This window comes from Chryseobacterium sp. FH1 (genome assembly GCF_000735135.1).
GTDB lineage: Bacteria > Bacteroidota > Bacteroidia > Flavobacteriales > Weeksellaceae > Epilithonimonas.
In genome coordinates, this window is the sequence record NZ_JPLZ01000006.1 from 852,996 (window position 1) to 878,106 (window position 25,111).

The 25,111-nt window shown below is 38.4% G+C and carries 25 protein-coding genes; 8 read left to right on the top strand and 17 right to left on the bottom strand.

Annotated features, from left to right (window positions below):
* Positions 1-121 precede the first annotated feature (121 nt).
* The gene (locus IO90_RS10775) at positions 122-310 is read right to left on the bottom strand and encodes a hypothetical protein (RefSeq protein ID WP_034966358.1); all 189 of its coding nucleotides are present in this window, start codon (positions 308-310) and stop codon (positions 122-124) included.
* A 168-nt stretch (positions 311-478) separates the two neighbouring features.
* Between IO90_RS10775 and IO90_RS10780 the strand changes: the two genes are divergently transcribed.
* The 4 genes from IO90_RS10780 to IO90_RS10790 all read left to right on the top strand — a co-directional run bounded on the left by IO90_RS10780 (position 479) and on the right by IO90_RS10790 (position 4,041).
* Positions 479-1,822, top strand: coding sequence for an ammonium transporter (locus IO90_RS10780; protein ID WP_034966361.1), 1,344 nt, complete (start codon positions 479-481; stop codon positions 1,820-1,822).
* Between the two features lie 117 nt (positions 1,823-1,939).
* Positions 1,940-2,317, top strand: a complete 378-nt coding sequence (locus IO90_RS10785) for a hypothetical protein (protein WP_051878557.1) — start codon at positions 1,940-1,942, stop codon at positions 2,315-2,317.
* A gap of 51 nt (positions 2,318-2,368) precedes the next feature.
* Positions 2,369-2,593 carry a hypothetical protein gene (locus IO90_RS18840; protein WP_228374702.1) on the top strand — a complete coding sequence of 75 codons (225 nt, stop codon included), beginning with the start codon at positions 2,369-2,371 and terminating at the stop codon, positions 2,591-2,593.
* A gap of 116 nt (positions 2,594-2,709) precedes the next feature.
* On the top strand, positions 2,710-4,041 hold the full coding sequence (locus tag IO90_RS10790; RefSeq protein WP_034966364.1) for a hydroxymethylglutaryl-CoA synthase family protein: 1,332 nt from the start codon (positions 2,710-2,712) through the stop codon (positions 4,039-4,041).
* A 207-nt stretch (positions 4,042-4,248) separates the two neighbouring features.
* Here IO90_RS10790 and IO90_RS10795 read toward each other — a convergent pair whose 3' ends face one another.
* Complete coding sequence (locus IO90_RS10795) at positions 4,249-5,166, bottom strand: helix-turn-helix domain-containing protein (RefSeq protein ID WP_051878559.1); 918 nt, start codon at positions 5,164-5,166, stop codon at positions 4,249-4,251.
* 206 nt (positions 5,167-5,372) lie between these two features.
* Between IO90_RS10795 and IO90_RS10800 the strand changes: the two genes are divergently transcribed.
* Together IO90_RS10800 and IO90_RS10805 are read left to right on the top strand one after the other, a co-directional pair.
* Complete coding sequence (locus IO90_RS10800) at positions 5,373-6,902, top strand: aldehyde dehydrogenase family protein (RefSeq protein ID WP_034966366.1); 1,530 nt, start codon at positions 5,373-5,375, stop codon at positions 6,900-6,902.
* A gap of 100 nt (positions 6,903-7,002) precedes the next feature.
* The gene (locus IO90_RS10805; protein WP_034966369.1) at positions 7,003-7,392 is read left to right on the top strand and encodes a DUF779 domain-containing protein; all 390 of its coding nucleotides are present in this window, start codon (positions 7,003-7,005) and stop codon (positions 7,390-7,392) included.
* Between the two features lie 136 nt (positions 7,393-7,528).
* On the opposite strand, the gene IO90_RS10810 is transcribed toward IO90_RS10805, so the two are convergent.
* The gene (locus IO90_RS10810; protein WP_034966373.1) at positions 7,529-8,743 is read right to left on the bottom strand and encodes a dicarboxylate/amino acid:cation symporter; all 1,215 of its coding nucleotides are present in this window, start codon (positions 8,741-8,743) and stop codon (positions 7,529-7,531) included.
* Between the two features lie 93 nt (positions 8,744-8,836).
* Between IO90_RS10810 and IO90_RS10815 the strand changes: the two genes are divergently transcribed.
* Positions 8,837-10,087, top strand: coding sequence for a CinA family nicotinamide mononucleotide deamidase-related protein (locus IO90_RS10815; protein WP_034966375.1), 1,251 nt, complete (start codon positions 8,837-8,839; stop codon positions 10,085-10,087).
* Positions 10,088-10,222: 135 nt separating this feature from the next.
* Here the strand turns inward: IO90_RS10815 and IO90_RS10820 are convergent, their stop codons facing one another.
* The 10 genes from IO90_RS10820 to IO90_RS10865 all read right to left on the bottom strand — a co-directional run bounded on the left by IO90_RS10820 (position 10,223) and on the right by IO90_RS10865 (position 19,577).
* A complete protein-coding gene (locus IO90_RS10820; RefSeq protein WP_034966377.1) occupies positions 10,223-10,966 on the bottom strand; it encodes a dienelactone hydrolase family protein in 744 nt (247 codons plus the stop codon).
* Between the two features lie 2 nt (positions 10,967-10,968).
* Positions 10,969-12,162: an MFS transporter gene (locus IO90_RS10825; protein ID WP_034966379.1), complete on the bottom strand. Its 1,194-nt coding sequence runs from the start codon at positions 12,160-12,162 to the stop codon at positions 10,969-10,971.
* A gap of 3 nt (positions 12,163-12,165) precedes the next feature.
* The gene (locus tag IO90_RS10830; RefSeq protein WP_034966382.1) at positions 12,166-13,110 is read right to left on the bottom strand and encodes an aldo/keto reductase; all 945 of its coding nucleotides are present in this window, start codon (positions 13,108-13,110) and stop codon (positions 12,166-12,168) included.
* A gap of 12 nt (positions 13,111-13,122) precedes the next feature.
* Entirely contained in the window at positions 13,123-14,115 is a 993-nt protein-coding gene (locus tag IO90_RS10835; protein WP_034966385.1) for an alpha/beta fold hydrolase, read from the bottom strand.
* Positions 14,116-14,125: 10 nt separating this feature from the next.
* Entirely contained in the window at positions 14,126-14,512 is a 387-nt protein-coding gene (locus IO90_RS10840; RefSeq protein WP_034966387.1) for a DoxX family membrane protein, read from the bottom strand.
* Positions 14,513-14,643: 131 nt separating this feature from the next.
* Positions 14,644-15,696 carry an aldo/keto reductase gene (locus IO90_RS10845; RefSeq protein WP_034968929.1) on the bottom strand — a complete coding sequence of 351 codons (1,053 nt, stop codon included), beginning with the start codon at positions 15,694-15,696 and terminating at the stop codon, positions 14,644-14,646.
* Between the two features lie 91 nt (positions 15,697-15,787).
* Positions 15,788-16,078: a DUF3861 domain-containing protein gene (locus IO90_RS10850; protein WP_034966389.1), complete on the bottom strand. Its 291-nt coding sequence runs from the start codon at positions 16,076-16,078 to the stop codon at positions 15,788-15,790.
* 3 nt (positions 16,079-16,081) lie between these two features.
* Positions 16,082-17,203, bottom strand: a complete 1,122-nt coding sequence (locus IO90_RS10855; protein ID WP_034966390.1) for an aldo/keto reductase — start codon at positions 17,201-17,203, stop codon at positions 16,082-16,084.
* A gap of 37 nt (positions 17,204-17,240) precedes the next feature.
* Positions 17,241-18,224, bottom strand: a complete 984-nt coding sequence (locus IO90_RS10860; RefSeq protein WP_034966392.1) for an aldo/keto reductase — start codon at positions 18,222-18,224, stop codon at positions 17,241-17,243.
* 9 nt (positions 18,225-18,233) lie between these two features.
* Positions 18,234-19,577, bottom strand: coding sequence for an amidohydrolase family protein (locus IO90_RS10865; RefSeq protein ID WP_034966393.1), 1,344 nt, complete (start codon positions 19,575-19,577; stop codon positions 18,234-18,236).
* 201 nt (positions 19,578-19,778) lie between these two features.
* Between IO90_RS10865 and IO90_RS10870 the strand changes: the two genes are divergently transcribed.
* Positions 19,779-20,624 (top strand): helix-turn-helix domain-containing protein, encoded by an 846-nt coding sequence (locus IO90_RS10870; protein ID WP_034966395.1) that lies wholly within the window; start codon positions 19,779-19,781, stop codon positions 20,622-20,624.
* A gap of 13 nt (positions 20,625-20,637) precedes the next feature.
* On the opposite strand, the gene IO90_RS10875 is transcribed toward IO90_RS10870, so the two are convergent.
* From IO90_RS10875 to IO90_RS10890, 4 genes are all read right to left on the bottom strand, one after another.
* Complete coding sequence (locus IO90_RS10875) at positions 20,638-21,051, bottom strand: DUF6157 family protein (protein WP_034966396.1); 414 nt, start codon at positions 21,049-21,051, stop codon at positions 20,638-20,640.
* A 25-nt stretch (positions 21,052-21,076) separates the two neighbouring features.
* Complete coding sequence (locus tag IO90_RS10880; RefSeq protein ID WP_034966398.1) at positions 21,077-21,976, bottom strand: hypothetical protein; 900 nt, start codon at positions 21,974-21,976, stop codon at positions 21,077-21,079.
* A 23-nt stretch (positions 21,977-21,999) separates the two neighbouring features.
* On the bottom strand, positions 22,000-23,544 hold the full coding sequence (locus IO90_RS10885; protein ID WP_034966400.1) for a sodium:solute symporter: 1,545 nt from the start codon (positions 23,542-23,544) through the stop codon (positions 22,000-22,002).
* A 298-nt stretch (positions 23,545-23,842) separates the two neighbouring features.
* Positions 23,843-25,060 (bottom strand): MFS transporter, encoded by a 1,218-nt coding sequence (locus tag IO90_RS10890; protein ID WP_034966401.1) that lies wholly within the window; start codon positions 25,058-25,060, stop codon positions 23,843-23,845.
* Positions 25,061-25,111 lie beyond the last annotated feature (51 nt).

Here is a 25,111-nt window from a genome sequence, read left to right on the forward strand (position 1 = left end):
CGAAATTATTATAATATTTCTTCAGAATGTTAAATCATTTCAAAGTATCATTTTACACAGAGATATCCATTAAAATATATCTTTGATTATTCTAATACCTATAACAGGTCGCTCCTACAACTTATATAGAGTCTTTTACTGTTTGTTCTACTGGTTCTATGTCTTCGGTTTTGTTCATTTGTTCAATCTGTTTCGGGATGAACATCATATAACCGAAATAGCCTAAAAGGAATAATACCACAATCACAATGATTGCAATCATCGGTCCTTTGTTGGTCTCACTGTCTGGTTTTGGAATATCTGATCGCATAGCTTGATTTTTTTAATCTATTGCAAAACTAATGCCTGAATATTATATGAATAATTTTGAATAGATTAATTTATTATCTGTAAAAATTATGAGGGTTTTGTTTTTAAAATATATGATTTTTGAAATTAACCCCATATATTTGCAGGGTTAAAAATTAAAATCATTAAAATGAAAATCGAGAAGCGCTGGATTATTTCTTTTGTCATCATCAGTCTTATTTCAATCACAGCATTATTCTGGCCAGAGCAGACATCGCTTCCAAAGCCAGGAACATTCTTGGGCGAGGAAGATATTGTTGGCTCAGATGTCGCTTGGATCTTGGCATCTTCTGGTTTGGTTTTGTTGATGACACCCGGACTTTCATTCTTCTACGGCGGAATGGTCGGGAAAAAGAATATGATTTCCACGATGTTGCAAAGTTTCATCGCATTGGGCGTGATCAGTATTTTGTGGGTTGTAGTTGGTTTTAGTTTGTCTTTTGGAGAATCTATAGGGATCACAATCGATGGTCAACATTACGGATTGATAGGCAATCCCACCACATATTTGTTTTTTAATAATGTTGGCGTTTTGCCTCACAGTCAATTGGCTTCTACGGTTCCGTTCGTTTTGTTTGCGATGTTTCAGATGAAATTTGCGGTTATCACGCCTGCTTTGATTACTGGTTCTTTTGCAGAACGTGTTCGTTTTATTTCCTATCTGCTATTTATGGTTTTGTTCAGTTTAATGATCTACACACCGCTATGCCATATGGTTTGGCATCCGGAAGGGTTGTTGAATAAATATTTCGGCGTCAAAGATTTCGCTGGTGGAACAGTTGTTCATATGAGCGCGGGATTTGCCGCTTTGGCTGGTGCGATGATGATTGGAAAAAGAAAAAAACCGCACCACGAACCATCGAATATTCCATTTGTCATCTTAGGAACAGGAATGCTTTGGTTTGGCTGGTTTGGTTTCAACGCGGGTTCAGCTTTGGCTGCCAATGCAACAGCTGCGATGGCTTTCGGAACCACGACAGTTGCTTCTGCTACAGCGATGTTGTCTTGGATTTTCTTTGATAGGATGAATGGTCGCAAGGTTTCCGCTTTGGGCGCTTGTATCGGAGCGGTTGTTGGTCTGGTTGCGATTACACCTGCTGCCGGATTTGTGACGATTCCACACGCTATTTTCATTGGATTTATTTCTGCCATTATTTCAAATTTGATGTGCAACTGGAAACGATTGAAAAGAGTTGATGATACTCTGGATGTTTTCGCTTGCCACGGTGTTGGCGGAATTATGGGAATGATTCTGACGGCAATTCTTGCACAAGGAGAAAACGCGAGTCTTCTACACGGCGGTTTCGAAGTGTTTGCGCATCATATGATGGCCTTGGTCTTGGTTTCCGCCTTCACATTCTTAGGCTCATTGATTTTATATAAATTAACAGATATGATCATTCCATTGAGAGTTGCTGAGGACTCAGAGAATATTGGATTGGATTTATCTCAGCACGATGAAAGTTTTGCATAATAATGCAGCGATGCATATTTGATTTTGATATGAAGAAAGCCTCACTAATAATGTTAGTGAGGTTTTTGTTTTATTTAGAGTAAATGTTTTTAAATTTGTTATTATTAATAAAAACTAATGAAGACCAGAACTTTAGTATTAAGTTTTATCATCTTTTTCTTTAACTGCAAATCGCAAGATTGTCCACAAGGTATCAATGTTTTACCAATGTATGGAAATGCGAAAAAATGTAAGGAACAACTCGAAAGTGACAAGGAATTTCTTGCAGAGATGGACAAAGAATTTGATAACAGAAAAGATGCTGCAAAGAGTCTGATAAAATCTGGATGGGATTATTTTTACAAAAATGATTATAATACTTCGATGAAACGCTTCAATCAAGCTTGGTTGATAAATAAGGAGATTTATGAGATTTATTGGGGTTTTGGTAATTTGGTGGCCGTTCAGGGAAATCCTGAGAATGCTCTAAAATACTTTGATTTGGCAAAAAAATAAAATCCACAAAATTCAGATTTTTACAGTTCGACTGCGATCGCATATGCTCAAATTTATTTAAAAAACAACAATAGTGAATTACTAAGAAAGGCCATAAAAGATTTGGAAACAGGATTGAAAATTGATCCAAAAAATGCAAAACTCTATTCATTGATGTCAACTTCTTTTTTTTATTTGAATGATGTAAAAAAAGCAAAAGAATTTTTCAAGAAAGCAGACGAAATTGATGGTTCTGCTATAAATGAAGAATACAGAAAAATTATCAGTTCCAAATAATAGATTAATTCTTGTCGGAAGCGAAAATATTTCTAATAATTCCCAAACTTTCTCCCCAAAGCACAACCAAAATCCGCCGAAAAATCTTTAAATTCGTGTCTTAAATTTTTTATGAGATGACGAAATTCGGAGTGGATGCGGCCAGTTTTTATGTGCCTTCTTTATATTTAGAAATCAAAGAACTTGCAGAGAAAAGAGGAATCGAACCAGCAAAATTGGAGAAAGGTCTGGGGCTTCACAAAATGGCTTTGCCAGATGTTCACGAAGATGCGGCAACGTTTGCAGCAGAAGCTTTACTCAAATTAATTCAAGATTACAATCTCAATCCTAAAGAAATCTCCAGAGTTTACCTCGGAACGGAAAGCGCTTTGGACGCAGCAAAACCAACTGCAACCTATGCGGTTCAAATGGTGGAAGAATTCTTAACAGAAGAATTTGGTGAGAGGGTTTTCAAGCACTGTGACGTTGTTGATATGACTTTTGCTTGCATTGGAGCTGTGGATGCTTTGCATAACGCTTTGGATTTCGTAAGAGCAAATCCAACAAAGAAAGCTGTCGTCATAGCCAGCGATTACGCAAAATATGAATTGGCCTCATCAGGAGAATATACGCAAGGCGGTGGCGCTGTTGCCTTATTGGTTTCCGCCAATCCGAAATTAATCGAGATTGATAACAATTGGGGAGTTGCCACAGAAAGTGTTTTCGATTTCTTCAAACCGAGACGTCATTTTTCCAAAGCCGATTTCCCAACGGCTCCGGAAAATTTCCCTGACAAAATTGAAGTTTTTACAGACGAACCTGTTTTCGATGGTCAATATTCGAATGTTTGTTATCAAGACAGAATTCGTGAAGCTTATGAGCATTACAAAGACCAGACTTTCACCGTACGACCTTATGAGAATTGGCGCTATTTGATTTTCCATTTGCCATACGCTTTCCACGGAAAAAGAGTTTTCACCGAAATTTATAGTTTAGAAAATCACCTGGATTATTCTGACGCAGAAAAGCAAAAAGCCATCGCAAAATCCGAAGATTATATCAATTTCATTAATGAAAAAATAGAGAAATCTCAGCGCGCATCTTCTGAGATTGGAAATATGTACACGGCTTCAATTTTTATGGCGTTGCTGTCAGCATTGCAAACTTCACTTAATGAAAATGAAGATTTGGCAGAAAAAGAAATCGGTTTCTTGGCTTACGGAAGTGGTTCCAAATCAAAAGTTTTCGTCGGCAAAGTTTCCCCTGAATGGAAATCCGTCGTTGAAAAATGGAATCTTTTCGAGGAACTAAAGAATAGATTGCCAATCGATTTTGAAACTTACGAGAAACTACATCGCAAACAACTAGATTTTTCGGTTAACCAAAATTACAAAGGTTTTGGATTGACGAAAATTGAAAAAGAAAGTCCGGTGCTGAAAGGCGCGAGATATTACAGCTATCAGAAATAAAAATTGGTTAACCACATAGAAACATAGATTTTTATTTTCAAAAAGAGAAGATAGATATGGTAACTATTTTTACTTTATTATCTAAATTTTTAATTTTAAAATAATCTATGTGCCTATGTGGTTCAAAACAAAACATATAAAATCGAAAACGAGCAAAAATTTCTGCTCGTTCTCTTTTGAAAATCTATAACTAACTACTAACTTAATTCAAATTATTTTTTTGTTCTGAAATATTTTCGGTGTCACACCTTCCACCTGTTTGAAAACCCGAATGAAATAATTCGTATCCGAAAATCCAGTGCTGAAGGCCGTTTCACTCACCGAGTTCTGTTGGCTCAATAACTCCTTCGCTTTTTTGATTCTCTCGTGGATGATAAACTCATTCGGAGAAAGTCCCAATTCCTGTTTGAACATCTTGAAGAAATTAGATTTGCTGACGTAAGCCATCTTCGCAATCGCATCGATGGATAATTTCTGATGAAGATTCTTCTTGATAAAATCTGCTACAAAACCAATTCTCGATTGATTTTTCAACGTATTTTTTTCAACCAAGTTTCTCGCTTGCGTCTGCATCAATCGGATTAATAATTCCTTCAAAGCAAAATCTGCAATCACATCTTTATGTGAATTATCGTCCATCGCAATTCTCATAATGTTGTTCGTTGCTGAAGCAAGTGCTTTGTTATTAAGCAAATAAAACTCGTCAAGCGAAATATTCCAATGCGAAGAATCATCGATTTTTGTGGATGTGAAATTTAGGTTTTCCAAGGATTCTTTCACAAATTCAGGACTCAAAGTCAAAGAAACACATTGTGCTGGCTGAACATCAGCTTCCGGAAAATCAATTACCATTGTTTCGCCAGGCGCCACCAAAACGCTTTCTCCTGGCAAATATTCGAAGTAGTTGCTCTTGTCCTGAAGCTTCATCCATTTCTTTCCTCTTAACATTCCAGTGAACGCCAGATGCTCAAAATGCAATTTCACATCGTAAGCCGTCTTGTGCGTTTCATAGACACTGAGTTCACAATTATTTAAACTGAATTTGGTTTGATTTTCTACCAATGTATTCAATTTGTTTTCGTGTGTCAGGCTTGGTTTGTTAAGTTGAAAATGATTTGGATTCATAATTTCAAGATTTGTAACATCCTGTTTTTCAAATATAAGATTTATTTATGACTTCAGCTCTTAAATTTTGTTAAGGACTTATAAACTATTATAAATGTAGGATTTTACTGTTTATTTGGAGGATTGTGCTATAATTCTTGTTGTATTAGTAATTAATTTAGCATTAATCAAATATTAATTCAGTATTAATAAAACCAAATATTATTATGAGTACAACAGCAGAACAAACAAAAAATTCAACCACTTTGGCTTGGCCAGAATTCAAATCAAAATATGATAATTACATCGGCGGAAAATTTGTGCCGTCAGCAGGCGGACAATATTTCGATGTGATTTCTCCAATCAACGGACAGGTTTTCACACAAGCCGTTCATTCCAACAAGGAGGATTTAGAGAATGCCGTAAATGCTGCGTCAGAGGCTTTCAAAACTTGGAAACTTACCTCTGCAACAGAGCGAAGCATCATTCTAAATAAAATCGCTGACAGAATAGAGGAGAATTTGGAATATATTGCAACAGTTGAAACGATTGATAATGGTAAAGCCGTGAGAGAAACTCTGGTCGCCGATATTCCTTTGGCGATTGACCATTTCAGATATTTTGCTTCCGTAATCAGAGCAGAAGAAGGTTCTCACAACGAGTTGGACAAAGACACAGTTTCGTTGATTGTTCACGAGCCACTTGGTGTCATTGCGCAAATTATTCCTTGGAATTTCCCAATCTTAATGGCCGTTTGGAAACTCGCTCCAGCTTTGGCCGCAGGAAATTGCGTGGTGTTGAAACCAGCAGAAAGCACGCCAGTTTCTATTATGGTTTTAATGGAATTGATTGGCGACCTACTTCCAGCAGGTGTTGTAAATATCGTCAATGGTTTCGGAGCAGAACTAGGAAGAGCGTTGGTTACGAATCCAAAAGTCAACAAGGCTGCCTTCACAGGTTCTACGGTGACTGGACGAATGGTAATGCAATATGCGACAGAAAATATCATTCCGGTAACTTTGGAATTAGGAGGTAAATCGCCTAACATTTTCTTCAATTCGGTGATGGATGCAGATGATGAGTTTTTGGATAAAGCTGTTGAAGGTGCTGTAATGTTTGCCTTAAATCAAGGCGAGATTTGTACTTGTCCTTCAAGACTGCTGGTACAGGAAGATATCGCAGACGCTTTTATTGCAAAAGTGATTGAAAGAACGGAGGCTATCAAAATCGGAAACCCGTTGGATAAAACCGTGATGATGGGAGCACAGGCTTCGAAAATCCAGAAAGATAAAATTATGGGTTACCTGAAACTAGGTAAAGAAGAAGGAGCGGAAGTTCTGACAGGAGGTGAAGTGAATGAAATTGAAGGTCTGGAAGAAGGTTATTACATCAAGCCTACCATCTTCAAAGGGAACAATAGAATGAGAATTTTCCAAGAGGAGATTTTCGGACCAGTTGTGGCGTTCACGACTTTCAAAGATGAAGCGGAAGCTTTAGAAATTGCAAATGATACAATTTATGGTTTAGGAGCGGGCGTTTGGACGCGTGATGCGCATCAATTGTACAATATCCCAAGACACGTGGAAGCGGGTAGAGTTTGGGTGAATCAGTACCACGCTTATCCTGCTGGTGCACCTTTCGGAGGTTACAAACAGTCGGGAATTGGTAGAGAAAATCACAAAATGATGCTTGACCATTACCGTCAAACCAAAAATATGTTGATTTCTTACGATAAGAAAAAATTAGGGTTCTTCTAGTCCAAACCTTCAAGGTTTACAAAACCTTGAAGGTTTAAAATAAACTCTGAACCCGGCAGAATTTTTTGCCGGGTTTTGTTTAATTTTAAAATAAAAAAAGATGCAAACTAAAGATAAAATCTCAAGACTATCCGTCACCGACGAGGCGATGGAAGTCATTTGGGGACTCGAGAAAAAACACGGCGAACTGATGTTCTATCAAGCGGGTGGCTGTTGCGAAGGCACGCAACCACAGTGTTTCGAAAAAGGCGGTTATTTTCCAAGAATGAATGATGCAATGATTGGAACCATTAATGGTTTCGAATTTTGGATAGACCGCGACCTTTTTGAATATTGGAAATATGCGCACTTTACCTTGGATGTTCTCGAAGGTTGGGGACCGGGCGGATTTTCTTTGGAAACGCCTTTGGGAAAAACTTTCAAAGTTCATTACAGACTTTTTACGGCGGAAGAATTGGAAAATCTTGAACCGATAAAGCGAAGTGAATAGATTGTAGAATCGTCACATAGCCCCGATAGGAACGGCATCCTTTTTTGCTTTTTGTATCAACTTTCTTTCGAAGAACAAATGTTCTGAAAGCAAAAAAGATATAGTGGATAGCGGGAAATAGCTCCTAATTAATATATCAGACGGTTTCTACTTTCACGAATTTTGAGACAATCATCGACGCCAAAATGTTTCCGACAGAATTGAGGACGGTCGCCAATGGGTCCACCAAAGTGCCGATGATGATGACAGCTGGAACGACATCGGGCGGGATTTTGTAAACCGAAATCATCAGCATTTCGCCGATGTAACCGCCATTCGGGATTCCGCCGGCGACTGCGCTGACGAAAACGGTGATGCCGAGCGCCATTATGAGATTCATTGGTTCGAAGAAATTCCAGCCCAGGAGTTGGAACGCGACATAAATTTTGATGATGGAGGAAATGGACGAGCCGTTTTTATGAATCGTAGTGCCAATCGGAATCACGACGTTGGCGATGGATGCGGGAACGCCCATTCTTTTGGCAGACTCGATGGCTACGGGCATTGTCGCCAAACTGCTACACGTGCTGATGGCAGTTGCGGTCGGTAATAGACTTTCTTTCCAAAATGCTTTCACGCCGTTTCCACCTTTCCAAACGAAGGCGTAAAGACTGAAAAACACGATGAAATAAATCGTTCCTGCAATGTAGTAAAGTCCTAAAGGTTTCGCGTAAAATCCAAAAAGCTGAGGTCCAATTGTACCCACTTGGTACGCAAAATAAGCGCCTAATCCAACGGGCGCGACTTTCATAATTAATAGCAAAAGCTGTTTCATCACTTCGTTTCCTGAGAGGATGAAGTTTTGAAAAGCCTTTCCCATTTCGCCAGATTTTCTGATGGAAATCCCGACCAAAAAAGAAAATACCAAAAGTGCGAGCATATTTTGTCTCGAGAATAAATGATAAAACTCGCTGACGGTGAAAAATCCGACAATCTGGTCGTTGATATTGGCGTTGTTTTGAAGGCTTTCGGTGATGGTTTCTTGAATGTTACTGGGTGTTTCTGTTGGGAAAAGATAAACCATCACGATGCAAAACGTGGCGGAAATCAAGATGAAACTGAGGAAAGTCAAAACCATTGTTCCGATGATTTTTCCCAATTGATTTTGTTGTTCGATGCCTGAAATTGCGGAGACAATCGCAAAAAACACGAGTGGAATGACCGTAACGAAAAGTAGATTCAGGAAAATGTCACCGATTGGTTTTAGGTAAACGACAAAATCCGGCGCGAAAATTCCCACGAGACTTCCGATGAAAATCCCGATGAGAAGCAGGAGGATGTTGCTGTAGTTTTTCCAGAAAGATGATTTCATTCCTCAATTTTAATCAAAGATAAATATAAAAATGTTTGGAATTTTATTTAAAAACCTAATTTTAGAATTGAATTATTCCCGAAATTTGTTCTTATGAAAACAGCAGTTTTAATCACCATCGGAGACGAGATTCTCTCAGGAAATACCGTAGATACCAATTCTAATTTCATTGCCACCCAACTCAAAGAGATTGGTGTGAAAGTGACTTCCATCTTCACGATTCCTGATGATGAAAGTGCGATTGTTTCGACTTTAGGAAAAGCATTTGAGATGGTAGATGTGGTTTTCACGACTGGCGGATTAGGCCCGACTAAAGATGATATCACCAAGAAAGCTTACGCTGAATTTTTCCAAGACGAATTGATTTTTTCTGATAAAGTTTATGAACATTTGCGTGCTTATCTCGAAAAGCGAAACCGACTTTGGATTTTGGAACACAATAAAGAACAGGCGATTGTCTTGTCGAAAGCTGAGGTTTTTCTTAATCATTTCGGGACAGCGCCTTGTATGGTTTTGGAGAAGAATGGAACGTTTTGTTTCAGTTTGCCAGGCGTTCCTTACGAAGTGAAACCTCTGGTGAAAGACCAAATCATTCCATTTTTGAAAGAAAAACTGTCATTAGAACATATTGTGACGAGAATCGTTTCGGTTGTGGATGTTCCGGAAAGTATTCTGTCAGAAAATATTGAAAGTTGGGAATTGGCTTTGCCGAAACATATTGCGCTGTCTTATTTACCAATCGGAACGAGAGTGAAATTGAGATTGACCGCTTCGGGAAGTTCTCAGGAAATTTTAGAACAAGAATTAGAAACTGAGATTAAGAAATTAATCCCAATCATCGGCGAAAATATCATCGCCACACACGAAGATAAAATCGAGAAAATCCTCGGCGAATTGTTGAATGACAGAAAGTTGACCATCTCGGTTTCGGAAAGTTGTACTGGCGGAGAATTGTCACGGTTAATAACATCAATAACAGGAAGTTCAAAATATTTTATCGGCGGAATTGTGAGTTATGCGACCGAGAAAAAAGTCGATATTCTGAATGTCAATCCAAAAACAATCGAGGAATCTACTGTCGTGAGTGAACAAGTTGCTTCCGAAATGGCGAAAGGTTGTCAAGAATTATTCAAGACCGATATTGCGGTTTCTACGACAGGCGTTGCTGGTCCTGGAAAAGGCGAGGACGGGAAAGATGTGGGAACAGTTTATTATACAATTAGAATTGGCAATGAAGAAGTGACGTCAAAATTATTTTTGCCACATCTGGAAAGAATTGATTTTATGAATTTCGTTTCTCAGAAAGTGGTGCAGGACATTGTTTCGTTGCTCATCAAAAAATAAATTTGATTTTCTATTTGCCAATCCTAAAGTCAAATATGAATCAATTGATTTTCTTTTTGCCCCAACCCTAAAGGGAGAAAGAAAATCAATTGACTCCCTTTAGGGTTGGGGAAATCAATTGATTTTTAGTTGAGATTATTTCAATACTTCTTTAAGGAAAGTCAACGTGTGATTCCACGCGCGTTTCGCCATTACTTCGTTGTAATCTGGAGATTCCGGACTGGTGAAAGTGTGTTTGGAATTGGCATACGTGATGATTTGAAAATCCGTTTTTCCGGCTTTCAATTCCGCAATCAGATTGGTCATATCTTCCGGTTTTACGCTTTCGTCGTCGGCTGGATTTTCTACGAGAACTTTAGTTTTGATGGGAACATTCAGTCTGTCATTGCCTTTAGCCAAACCGCCGTGAATCGAGATGACACCAGCAACCGGCATTTGCGCTCTCGCCGTTTCCAATGCGCCCGTTCCACCGAAACAATAACCTATAACCGCAATTTTATCTGGATTCGCACCTTGTTTTTTCAATTCTTCCAAAGCCAGAGCAATTCTTTTTTGATACGCTTTGTAATCTTGCTTGTAAGTTCCCGCAATCTTTGAAGCCGAAGCATTGTCGGTTGGGATATTTCCTTCGCCATAAATATCAGCGATGAAAGCGATGTAACCTTGCTTTTCCAATTCTATGGCAGAATTTTTAGCTTCATCGTCGATGCCTTTCCAAGCTGGAAGAATCAAGACGCCGGGAAGTTTTTTTCCTGCATTCGAAGTGACTAAACCGTTCAATTTTTGAGTGCCGTCTTGATAAGCCACGGATTTTAATTTTTGGGCTAATGTGAGTTGCATTCCAAGGAACATAGCGAATAATGTGAGTGAGAGTTTCATATTTAAGATTTTGTTTGATTAATTTTTTTCTGCTTGATGACGTTCATTAGATTCATTAAAAGTACAATTAAACTGAATACCACGAGCTGAATTCCAACATAATGCCAACCGCCAAGTTCCCAACATTTGAGCCCGATGAAAGTTCCCAAAGCGCCACCAACAAAGTAAGAAGTCATATAAATCGTGTTGATTCTGCTGTTCGCTTTTTCGTCAAGTCTATAAATCAATGCAACATTCGTGACTTGGATAGACTGAACACCAACATCAATGAAAATCACGGCAAGAATAATTGAAATTAAATAACTCGGAAACAGAAAAATCACGACCGAACCAACTAACAAGATAACACTTGCAATCAATTGTGTGTATCGGGAATCGCCTTTGTCAGATGCTTTTCCAATCAATGGCGCAACCAAGGCACCGGCAATTCCCAACATTCCGAAAAGTCCAATCGTGTCCGAACTGTAATTGTAAGGTTTTTCAACCAACAAAAATGTCAAAGTTGTCCAAAACGAACAGAAGACAGCAAATGCAATTCCGCCAAGTAAGGCCATAAACCGCAATTGAGGAAATCGCTTTAGTTGATAAAACGAAGACGAAATCAATTTAAAATAAGATTCTTTGAACGTCGGTTTTACACTCGGCAATTTGAAATAGACAAAAGCCAAAGAGAAAATCGTGAATCCAGCCGAAAGATAATACACCATTTTCCAACTGCTCCATTCAGAAATATAACCGCTGAAAACCCGCGCCATCAATATCCCTACGAGAATTCCGGTGAAGATAATTCCGACATTTTTTCCTTTTTCGTTGCCCGATAATTCCGCCGCCATTGGCAAAATAACCTGAGCCGCGACCGCCGTCAATCCCAATAATAAACTGAATAAAAAAATAAAATAATAATTGGAAACCAACCCGATTGCAATCAAAACAAAGAATAAAGTTCCAAGTAAAGTCAGAATCAATTTCTTGCGGTCAACTTTATCGCCCAACGGAACCAAGGTCAAAAGTCCAGCACCATAACCGACTTGTCCGAGTCCGACCATAATTCCCATTTTACTTTCAGGAACGCGGAAACTTTCGGCGATTTGATGTAGAATGGGCTGGGCAAAATAAATATTTGAAACGCTAATTCCTGCGACGACAGCCATTCCCAAAACCTGACCTTTGCTCAGTTGTGATTGTACCTCTGACATCGCTTATTTCGAAGCTTGGTTAAGGATTTCCAAATCTTCAGAATCTAAACTCAATTTTGGCGCATCGAAAATGGTTTGCAATTGTCGTTCGCTCGTCGCACTTACGATTGGAGCAGTGATTAACGGATTTGCTAACAGCCAAGCTAACGCCACAGTTGCAGGCTGAGATTGATGTTTTTCGGAAACTTTGTCAAGCGCGCTCAAAACCGCTTTTCCTTTGCCATCAAAATATTTCTTGATGCCGGCGCCTCGAGTTGTTTTCTCAAAATCTTCTTCGGTTCTGTATTTTCCGGTTAAGAATCCCGCGGCCAAAGACCAATATGGGAAAGCGCTCAATCCGTATTTTTCAACCAATGATGCGTATTCCGTTTCGAATTTTTCTCTTTCCACCAAATTGTAATGAGGCTGAAGTGCAACATATTTTGGCAAATTGTTTTTCTCAGCAACTTCAAAAGATTCAATCAATCTTTCTGGCGAAATATTAGAAGCGCCGATGTATCTTACTTTTCCAGCTTTGATGATTTCGTCGTAAGCAGAAAGTGTTTCTTCAACTGGCGTTATTTTGTCATCAAAATGTGTGTAATACAAATCGATGTGGTCCCTTCCAAGACGTTTCAGAGATTCGTCAACAGATTTCAGAATGTGTTTTTTAGTGATGTCGAAGCCGTGTTCTTTGGTTTCAGAACCTACTTTTGTGGCGAGAACGATCTCTTGTCGGTTCTTTTTTTCCTTCATCCATTTTCCGATGATTTCCTCGGATTGTCCGCCTTTTCCGTTCACCCACCAGGAATAAGTGTCCGCTGTATCGATGAAATTAAATCCTCCTTCTTCGAATTTATTCAGGATATTGAACGATTCTTTCTCGTCCAAAGTCCATCCGAAAACATTTCCTCCAAAATTGATTGGAGCGATTTCTAAGTCTGTATTTTTAATATTTACTTTTTTCATTTTGATAATTTATTATTTTAAAAATTCTTTTACAGGTTTGATGAATTGGTCAAAAACCTCGATGTGCGGAAGATGTCCCACATTATCAAGTTCCACCAATTTTGAATCTTTGATTTTTTGTTGAGTAGCTTTTCCTAATAAGTCGTATCGTCCCATCGTTTCAGCTATTTTCGGGTCTTTCACATTGTTTTTTCCAATCGCCGTTCTGTCACGCGTTCCGATGATTAATAGTGTTGGAACATTCAGATTTTGGAATTCATAAACAACAGGTTGTGTGAAAATCATATCCGAAGTTTTTGCGTTGACCAATGCGACTTTGGGATAATCTGGCGCTTTTGTCCAGCCTGTCAAAAGGTAAACCCATTCGTCATATTCCGGTTTCCATTTGTTGTCATAATAGAATCCGTTTTGATATTTTTTCGTCGATTCGTAGTCGGCTTTCAGTTCGGTTTCGTAATTTTTATCGATGGAAGTGTAAGGCGCAACCAGTTTCCAATCTTCCAGTCCGATTGGGTTTTCGAGGATTAATTTCTCGATCGTTTCTGGGTACATTAATGAAAATCTTGTCGCGACCATTCCGCCCATCGAATGTCCGAGCAGATAAATTTTATCAATTTTTAATTCATCCAGAACAGCTTTCGTATTCTGAGCCAACTGCTGAAAAGTGAATTGATATTCTGTTGGTTTTGATGATTTACCGAAACCAATTTGGTCTGGAACGATTACTCGAAATCCTTCTTTATTCAAAGCTTCAACCGTCGTTTTCCAATAAGCACCATTGAAGTTTTTGCCGTGAAGCAGAACCACGGTTTTGCCGTTGGCTTTATTTGGTTTGATGTCCATATAAGCCATCTTCAAATCCTGATTCTGGCTTTCGAAATTCAGAAAACTGACTTTGTATGGATATTCATAATTCGTCAACATAATATCTAAAACCGGCCGATTTTTCTGCGCGGATAAATTGATTGATAAAAATAAAAGAACTAGGTATTTTAAGTATTTCATAAAATTGATTTTAAAGATTTGATTCCGGTTTGTACTTCTGCCAAAACCAAACCAATCCGAAGAGATAGAAAGAATGCAAAAGTTGAGATTCTACCGCGCTCCAGTTTTCGATGGATGAACTGCCGAAAATCAAAAGGCTCATCAAGAATAAACTTGCAAACAAAGTGTATCTGGGTTGAAATCCGATTAATAACGAAAGTCCCAAAACTGCCTCGGCAATCGGTAAAAAATAACCGAAAGGCGCAACCAAAAAATCTGGAATCGCCGATTTTTCCATTGAAGTTACCATCCAACTACTGAATGTCTCAAGCTTGGGAAGCCTTACCAGACCGTGACCTAAAAGAGAAATCGCAATCGGCAATCTGAGAAAGAAGAAAATTGTTTTGAAGTCTTTCATAGCTCAATTTTAAAGTTTATTCGATAACAATTAACAGACAGAAATAATCTCTCGCATATTCAGCTGATTTGGCTGATTTAATTTTGATTGAAATCTGCGTCCTCTGCAAAATCTGCAAGATTAATTTAAATTTATTTCAAATGGCTGTAAAAATCCGGCGTTGGATTCAAACTTTTATTTTTCCATTGATGCCAATAAGGATAAGTTGGCGGAACTTCGCTGGCTTTGTCGAGTTTTTCAACTTGTTCACGAGTCAGATTCCAGCCGACAGCTTCCAGATTTTGTTTCAATTGTTCTTCATTTCTCGCACCAATAATGATGCTGGAAACAGTCGGACGTTGCAACAGCCAATTCAACGCGACCTGAGCAACAGTCTTTCCAACTTCGCCGGCAACATCTTCCAAAGCATCAATCGTGTTGTAAAAAATCTCTTCCTGTACAACCGCTTCGGGAACAGGACTTCCGCCTTGTGCAATTCTTCCGTCTTGCGGAATCGGTTTGTTTCGCCCGTGTTTTCCGCTCAATCTTCCGGATGCCAGTGGCGACCAAATAATCGAACCGACATTTTGGTCTAATCCGAGTGGCATCAATTCCCATTCATAATCACGGTTTGCCAAGGAATAATAGACTTGATGCGCAATATATTTGTTCCAACCGTATTTTTCCGAAATCCCAAGAGACTTCATCAAATGCCAGCCGGAGAAATTTGAACAAGCGATGTAACGGACTTTTCCGCTGGTCACCAATTCATCCAAGACTTTCAAAGTTTCTTCAACCGGTGTGTTTCCGTCGAAGCCGTGCATATGATAAACATCGATGTAATCTGTTCCGAGGCGTTTCAGACTTCCTTCGATTTGTTTCAAAATATGGAGTCGGGAAGAACCTTGGTTATTTGGACCGTCGCCAAATGTGAAAGTTGATTTCGTGGATAAAATTAATTTGTCCCGAGAAAAATCTTCAATCGCTTTTCCGAGAACTTCCTCGGATTTTCCGTCGGAATACATATCGGCCGTGTCAAAGAAATTGACGCCAGCATCCATACAAATATTGACGAGTTTTTTGGCCTCATCCACCTGCGTATTTCCCCAAGCTTTGAAGAAATCGCCTTCGCCACCGAAAGTCGCGGTTCCGAAACTTAGAACAGGAACTTTCAGTCCTGATTTTCCTAAAAATCTGTATTCCATTTTGTGGTTTTTAATTCTTTTTTGAAAAACACTTCGACTCCGCTCAGTGTGACACTCATAAACTGTCAAGCTGAGCGGAGTTGAAGCCATATTATTGACTTTTTAATTTTTTTATAAATTCGGAAATTGATGGTTTCAATTCTTCAAACAATGGATGTTGCTTGTTTTTCAACATCACTTCGGTAAATAGTTTTAAACCTAAAGCGAATTCGGTTGCCGTATTTTCATCATCAAATATCTTTTTTGATTTAATGACTTGAATAATGTTGAAAATATCATCGTGGTTTTCAAATTGAAGACTTAAATTTTTTGTGCCTTCAGAAGCGTCTTTCAGTTTAAGCTCCTTTAAATCTAATTGATAAGTATTGTTTCTTTTTTCCATTAATTAAGATTTTGGAACTGGCGCATTGGCTTCGATTAATTTTTCTTTCTTTAGTTCTGCCCAGAAATCAGCCGGGATTTTTGCTTTGAATGAGGTCGCATTTTCCTCAGCCTGCTTCACCGTATGCGCACCAGGAATCACACCCGAAACCACTTCCGGCGCTGCCGCAAATTGAAGTGCCGCCGTTCTCAAATCTACTTTGTGATTGTCAGCAACCCTTTTCAAAGTTGCTAATTTTTCTTTGACACCATTCGGGAAATCGCCATTGTACAAATATCTGTCTTTACCAGAAAGAAAACCAGCACACAGTGGCGCGCCGACAACAATCGAAATGCCTTTTTCAGCCACTTTTGGGAAAACTTTGTTGAGGTCATCGGAATGATGAATTAGTGAATACTGACAGGCAGAAAGGAAAATGTCAGGGTCCGAAACTTCGATGGCCTTCAAAATCGGTTCGATGGTGTTGACACCAAATCCCCAACCTTTTATCAGACCTTCCTCACGCATTTTGATGAGTTCTGGCATTGCGCCTTTCGCAGCAATATCAAAATATTTTACCCAATCGCCCTTCATATCTTTGTTGTCAGGAGAAAGGTCGTGGATGAAAACAACGTCCAATGAAGCAACGCCTAAACGTTGCAAACTATCTTCAACGCTTTTTCTGGCGCCGGCTGCAGAGTAATCATAATCGTAAGAAAAGTTGAGTTTTCCTTTCCAAAGTCCATCCAATTTGAAATCATCGTGAGGTTTCAGGATTCTTCCCATTTTTGTGGAAAGTGTGAATTCATCGCGCTTTTTATCTTTCAAAAATAGTCCCATTCGGTGCTCGCTGAGTCCCAAACCGTACCACGGCGATGTGTCAAAATAACGAACTCCCGCATTCCAGGCGGCTTCTATAGATTGTAAACATTCAATATCCGGATTGATGTTGAAACCATTTCCCAAAGCGACTCCTCCGAAACCGGATTTGTTTTTGGGTCTGAATCTTTTATGCAGATTTGAATTTTCAAACTGTTCCATAATGTTTCCTTTTAATAATTGCGATGCAAATGTGGGAATGGCAGATGAAGCCATTAATCCTGCAGCGGCCAGTCCGGTGTTTTTAATAAATGTTCGTCTTTCCATTTTTTTAATATTTTGTGATTGGTGGTTTTAGTAAAGCTTAAAAAGCATTGACAAGTTCATCGATGGTATGTAATTCTTCTTTTGTAAGATTAATGTCCATCGCATTTGCATTTTGAACGGCTTGTTCTGCATTTCTTGCTCCAGCCAAAGCAATTGTAATTCCGGGTCTTTCAATCGTCCACCGAAGAACCAATTGTCCAAGCGTTGCATTATGCTCGTCAGCAATCGGTTTGATTTTGTCGAGAAGTTCATTGGTTTTCTTGATAAAATCCGGTTGGAAATGAGGATGCCCAGCTCTGTGGTCGCCCTCTTGGAATTTGTAGTCGGAAGTAATTTTTCCTGTCAGTAATCCTCTTTCCAAAGGACTGTAAGCCAAAATCGATTTTTCATTTTCGATGCAGTAAGGAACGGTTTCGTCCTCAATACCACGATTCACCATACTGAATGGAATCTGATTTGAAACCAATTTCAACGTTTTCTCAGCCTCGGCCATTTGTTGTGCATCATAATTACAAACGCCGGCAAAACGGACTTTTCCCTGTTCAATCAATCTTGAAACCGCTTCGAAAGTTTCATCAATCGGTGTTGTAACATCTGGCCAATGGATTTGATAAAGGTCGATGTAATCTGTTCCCAATCTCTTCAAACTTTGCTCACATTCGTAAATGATGCTTTCTTTTCCTGCGTATTTGTAAATGTCGATATCATTTCCGTCGTTATTTTTACTGTTCATTGCCAAAGTTCCCTTGTCCAAATCCCAACGCATTCCAAACTTTGTAAGGATTTGAACCTTGTCTCGAGAAATATCCTTAATCGCTACGCCCACAATTTCTTCGCTCGTTCCTTGTCCGTAGATTGGCGCGGTGTCGATAGACTTTACACCGACATCATAAGATGCTTTGATGGCCTCGATGGCTTCATTTCTGTCCGTGCTTCCCCACATCCATCCGCCGGCCGCCCACGCTCCGAAGGTGATTGCTGAAACTTCTAAATCGCTGTGTCCTAATTTTCTATATTCCATTTTTAATTTTTATTTTGTTAAAGGTCCTTTACTTACTTCTTTCCCCGCTTTATAAACTGAAAAAATATCTCTTGTATTCTTAATATTTTCTGTAGGATTTGAATTTAAAATAATAAAATCAGCCGTCCTCCCAACTTCAATTGTACCAAAATCTTTATCAATTTTCAAAGCTTTCGCTGAGTTTTTGGTAGCAACTGTAATAGCCTGAATTGGCGTCAATCCAGATTCCGTCATCAACTGTAATTCCAAATGTTCCGAAAATCCCTGAGCTCGCAAAGGCATTGCACCGCTGTCTGTTCCCATCGCGACAAGAATTCCGGAATCGTAAACTTTTTTCAGATTTTGTTTCGCGGTTTCGAAAGCTTTGATATTCAAATTATAATTGGGAGAATTTTTTATTTCGTTCTGATATTTTTCAGAAGTTATCATTTCGTAAACGCCTGGTTCTAATGATTTTTTGAAGAATTCATTATCGACCCATTCTGGTTTTTTGGCGTACACATAAGCATATTCGTCAAGCGAAAGAGTAGGGATGTAAATGATATTTTGAGCTTTCATTTTTGCCAAAGTCGCATCGTCAATCACTTCGCTTCGTACGCTGTGGCCGATGACATCGATTCCGTCTTCAACCAGTTGTTTCAAATCCGAGAGATAATAAACGTGCGCAGCAACTCTCAGATTTCTTTTATGAGCTTCTGTGATGATGGCTTTGTAAATCTCAGGACTTATTTTTTTCTTGAATTTTCCATTAAAATCATCTACCCAGATTTTCACCAATTCTGCATTGATGTTTTTTAAACTGTCCATCTGAGCCGGAATTTGATTCACAGAACTTGGTCGGAATACTTTATCCATCGCAAAATCGAGTGGTGGAGCGCCGTCGGTCACACCAAATCCGTAACCTGCAGAATGTATTCTTGCGCCATCAATTTCGCCTTTTGCAGATTTTTCTCTCAATCCGATTTTAAACAACAAAGGCCGGTCGGTTCCCATCGACATTACATTGAGAACGCCGTAATCCTGATATTTTTTAAGTTGAGAAAGAATATTTTCTTCGGTATAATTTTCTGGAACTGTGGTTTTTCCTTTTAAAGTTCCAACGTGGGAATGGGCAGAAATCATAGCTGGAATGATTGTTTTGCCTTTTAAATTAATCCGTTTTGCAGTTTTGTCAGAAATGGTTTTTCCGATTTTTGAAATTTTATTATTCTTAATGAGAATACTCGTGTTTTCTATTGGAGTTCCGCCGTTTCCATCGATGAGCCGAACGTTTTCTAAGATTAAACTATTTTGCCCGAAAGAAAAATTAATGATGAAAAAAGATAAGACGGTAATTATTTTCCAATATTTCATAATGCTAAGATTTTTGATGTTTCAGAATATTTTAAGCACTAAAAAAGGATTCTGAAAAATGAATATTATCGAGGGAACAATTATTATGCCCCGCAAACGCATTACAAATGTTGAAAAAAAATAAAAATTTTAGCTTGTACAATTAATTTAAATAATTGTAATTTTATGCTACCGTAAGAAATTTAAAATTAATTTAATATTGTGAAAAAACTGCAGTTTGAGTCCTTGGTGATTAGTGATTTGGAAGGTGAGGAGTTTGGCCATCCGTCGCACAGCCATACTTATTATGAGATGATTTATGTTTTGAAGGGAAATGGAAATCACCATATCAACAATATTATTTTGCCTTACAAATGTGGCGACCTTTTCCTGATTTCGCCAGACGATCAGCATTATTTCGAGTACAATAAATATTCGAGGTTGATTTTCATCAAGTTCACGGATGACTATTTTAAAGGAAACAAGCATCTTTCTCCCGATTCTTTTGCGATGAATTCTCCGGAAAACGTGATGCGGAAACAAATCCTGAAAGAGAAAAAACTCATCTTTTCCGAACCTTGCAAGACGATTCTGAAAAAGACGATTGAAAATATTTTGTCCTACAACTGCAGAAAAGATGTTTCCACGTCGCCGATTGTTTTTTATCAAATCCTTTCAATTTTCGGATTGATAAAAGAAGCGACTTCGAAAATGGACATCAGGTTGGATGTTGGACTTCAGAATAAGGAAGATGTGATTTCGTACATTCATCAGAATATCTACCAGCCGGAGACGATTCGAATCAAGAATATCGCTTATCATTTCAATATTTCGCCGACATATTTCAGTGCTTATTTCAAACGGAATTTCGAAGTTTCGTATCGTGATTATGTCAATGATTACCGTATGGCGTTGATAGAAAGACGAATGGAATCCGGACAGAATACCATCAAACAAATCGCCTATGAGTTTGGTTTTACGGACGAAAGCCACTTGTCGCATTACTTCAAAAATAAGAAAAGCAAAACGCTGGGTTCGTACAAAAATAAGAGTCGGAGTTTAGCTTAGATAAATGGTGAAATCACTTTTTTGATTTCATAGCTTTCACTTTCGTAATCGAATCATCAGCCAACAATTTTTGATAATTATCAGATTCAGCCGGAATCAATTGGATTTTAGAATCTTCATTGTGAAAAATCCCGAATCCATTCTTCTTAGCCAAAGGCGACGTTCGCAAACAAGGTTGACCTTTTGAAAAGAATTTCTGTTTTTCTTCTTCAATTTCTGAAGGCGAAATATCATTTCGTTCCGCAAAAATTTCAAACAACAATTCATCGGAAGTATATTTCAAAGGTTGTTTCGACAGCTTTTCGAATTGATAACTGGCAATCGTTTTCTTCTCATTTTTCACCACCGGAATCACCGCTTGGAAAACCGGAGAATCTTCTGCGATTTCTATTAAAGTGTTGGTGTAATTGGTGGTGTGGGTTTTCATATAATTTAAGACAACTAAATAATAATTAATTCAATTTAAATGTTTTTGACACCTTTTTATAAATTTCTAAATTTTTTTCTTTGTCGTCCTTTGCTTGTCCAACAATTAAATAATATTCTTTATCAGGCGTAAATAAGGTAACTAGATAGATTAGTTGTTTACTGTTATCTTCAGCAACAATTTCATAACCTTCCATATGAGAAATTGTTACCTTATCAATTGTTTTGATTATTGAATTGCTTGCGTCAGGTAATTTTTTTAATCTATCAATAGAAAACTGTTTGTAATCAGAGTTTACTTTATGTCCTAAAGAATATGAAACTCCTATCAAGCCTTTATCCGTCGGAATTTTATCATCTTCACTATAAAGTAGAGACCCTGCTAAGGATTTTACGAGCTTATAATCTGTTCCATCAACATTAATTGAAAAGTTTACAGATTCCAAAGGCTTTTCAACCAATTTTTCATTTCGTTCAATAGTAAACAATGATTTTTTTACTTCATTCTCACTATCCTTTGATTGTTCGGGATAAATTCCATTAACCATCACCGTTATTTTTTTATCACCAAATAATAAAATTTGCTTTAGATAATTTATTCCATTTGCTTGTTGGCTAACTTTAAAAAGCATTGCATCTGAGTTCTTGTATCTTACGTTTTCTTTAGAGAGTAAGTTCATCCCCTTGGTTTTCAAAGCTTCCTTTGTAAAACCTGATACAAGAGAGGAATAAGAAGTTGGAATATCCATAATCATAATTGATGCTCCTGTTTCATTATTTTGAAACCCGGAAAAATTGGTAGACAGGATAAAACCTTCAGGAGGAATCATTGAATATTTGGTTCCCGGAATTAGTACTGACGAAGTTTGTCCAAAACTAAATATTGAAATTAGTAGTAGACTAAAGAGAATGATATTTTTTTTCATAATGATTTTAACAATTAGTAAAATTATTGAATTTCGACTTTACGTTCAAGATTCTTCGACCTCACCAACCACAATCCCAAAAACGTCAAAAACCCATTCAAAATAATCAGTTCCACCCCAATTCTGTAATCCGTATTATTGGTCACATAAAGATTAATCAAGTAAGTCAAAACCGGCGCAAGTAGCGTCACAGCCAATATCGAATACTTTTTTACAATCGTAAATTTCGTCAAAATCCCAAAAGCGAACAATCCCAAAAGTGGCCCGTAAGTATAACCCGCAATTTCCATAATCAGGTAAACAATCGACTTCTCATTGATGGCTTTGAAAACCATAATCAACGCAAAAAATATTACCGTGAACGTCAAATGAACTTTCATTCTCAGTCTTTTCTTTTGCTTCTCGGTTTTTTGCTGGTCTTCATTCAAGCCCAAAAGGTCAACGCAGTAAGAACTCGTTACCGCCGTCAAAGCCCCATCAGCAGACGGAAACAAGGCGGAAATCAATCCAATGATGAAAATCACAGAAAGCGCCATCGGAAAATGTCCCAAAGACAATGCCGGGAAAAGGTCGTCGCCCATTATATTGCTGATTTGTCCATCGGCACCTTTGAAACCGAAAATGCCATCGCCATAAACTGCGCCATTTTGTATCGCAAAAAGATAAAGCAAACCACCCAAAAATAAGAACGCCAGATTCACAAAAAGCAAAGTTCCGGCAAATGTCAGCATATTCTTTTTCGAGTTTTTCAGGTTGTCCACCGAGATGTTTTTCTGCATCATTTCCTGGTCAAGACCCGTCATTGCAATCGTGATGAACATCCCGCCCAGAATGGTTTTCAGGAAAAATGTTTTGGAATTGATGTCAGTATTGATGAAATGCGTGTACTGCTTTTGCTCCAGAATCGAGTAGGCTTCACCGAACGACAAATTCAAATTCGATAAAATATAAACGATGCACGCAATCAAACTCAAAATCATAAACGACGTCTGCAATGTATCGGTAATCACAATCGTTTTCACGCCACCTTCAAACGTATAGAGCAAAATCATCAGCAACAACACAAAAGCCGTCACCCAAAACGGAACGCCCAGATTCTCAAGCAAAAATATTTGAAGAATATTAACCACCAGATACAACCTCGCCGTAGCCCCAATCGCTCTCGAAATAATGAAAAACAAAGACCCGATTTTATGCGCCTCCACATTGAATCTTCGCCCCAGATAAGTATAAATGGAAGTCAGATTCATCCGGTAATAAAGCGGAAGCAGAACGCCAGCCACGATAAAATAACCGATGAAAAACCCAATCACCATCATATAATATTCGAAACCGCCAAACGCATAATCGCCCGCCGTCATCTTCCCGACCGTGCCCGGAACGGAGATAAACGTCACGCCCGAAAGCGACGTCCCAATCATCCCAAACGCCACCAGCCACCACTTGCTTTTCTTGTTTCCAATGAAAAAAGACTGGTTGTCGGAGTTGCGACTTGTAAAATAGGAAATTACCAAAAGCCCAATAAAATAGGCGAATACGAATAATAATAAAATAGTTCCCGGATTCATTGTTCAAATTTGAGTGGAACAAAAATAGTTTTTTTATCGCATTGGTTCGAAAATAATTATTTGGGCAACTTATCCGCCTTCCACTCCCTCCCGATTTTACATCGGGATGCACTCAAAAAGTTTATGCTGAGCTTGTCGAAGTAGGTTGCAGATTCCACATAAAGCCACGATTTGTCCAAGAATTGAAGATTTCAAAGCACTTTTATTCTTTCTTTTAAGCAAAGCCAAAAAGTTAAGTTTGACAAATAATGCGATGTCAGTCTGAGCGGAGTCGAAGACCTTATTCAAACAAAACCAACTACCGGGTCGGAATCATCTTCTTCACCACAATATAAATCAAAACCGCCGACAACGCCAACACACCAAACGACCCAATCCACAAACTGTCAAACCCAAATTGACTCACCACATAAGTTCCCAGAAACGGCGTGAAGATAAACGAGAAAGAAAATGCAATTCCATTCAGTCCCATATACGCACCTTTGTTTCCCCGCTCAGCGCGCAAAGCCGTCACAGTGGACATAAACGGAAGCACCCAAATCTCCGCAACAGATAATATCGTCATCGAAAGTAAGAGCAACGCAACATTACTTCCCAAAAGCAAAATCAAATACGATAATCCAGCCATTACAATCCCAATGAAAAGAATTTGAGGAATCCTCAAAGTGCGTTCTGCAATACTTACCAAAGGCATTTCGAGCAATACAATGATAAACCCACTGTAACCCAAAACAAATCCAATCGTACTTTGGCTCAGCTTCGCAACGTCTTTATAAAACAATGGAATCGTATTAAAAAACTGAAAGAAACAAACCGCAAAGACAGCACACAAAATACTATAAATCAAAAACGGAAAATCTTTGTAAGGCGATTTCGTGGCGACGTTCTCAACCTTTTTTTCTGGTTCCAATCTTTTTTTCTCCCGGAAGATTTGATTTCTCTTTCGGAAAAATACAACGTAAATAATGCCTGCAACCAAAGCGCCGATTGCATTTACCACAAACAAAAAATTATAAGAAATCCCAGACAATATTCCACCCAAAGCTGGTCCAATCGAGAATCCAAGATTGATGGCCATTCGGTTCAATGAAAAGGCTTTGGTCAGATTTTCAGGTCGTGCATATTTCGTAATCGCTACAGAATTCGCAGGCCGGAATGTATCGCTAATCGTACTTTGAAGGAAAATCAAAAACGCCATCATCTCAATGCTCGGAAAAAATGGAATAATGAGAAATATCGGCGCACTCAAAAACAAACTCCAACATTGCACATAATATTCGCCAAATCTATCCGTCAAAAGTCCACCCAAATAAGAACCGAGCACAGAACCAATCCCATAAAAACTCAAAACGATTCCCGCATTCTCCAAACTGAACTTCAAATGGTCTGTCATATAAACACCCAAAAATGGCAAAACCATCGAACCAGAACGGTTGATGAGCATAACAATGGACAACATCCAAGCTTCCCTGGAAAGTCCTTTGAAAGTTTTGATATAAGAATTGAAAAGTTTCATTTTGATTTTCGAACCGCAAATTTACCCAAAAAAGAAAGCCATCCGTAAAGA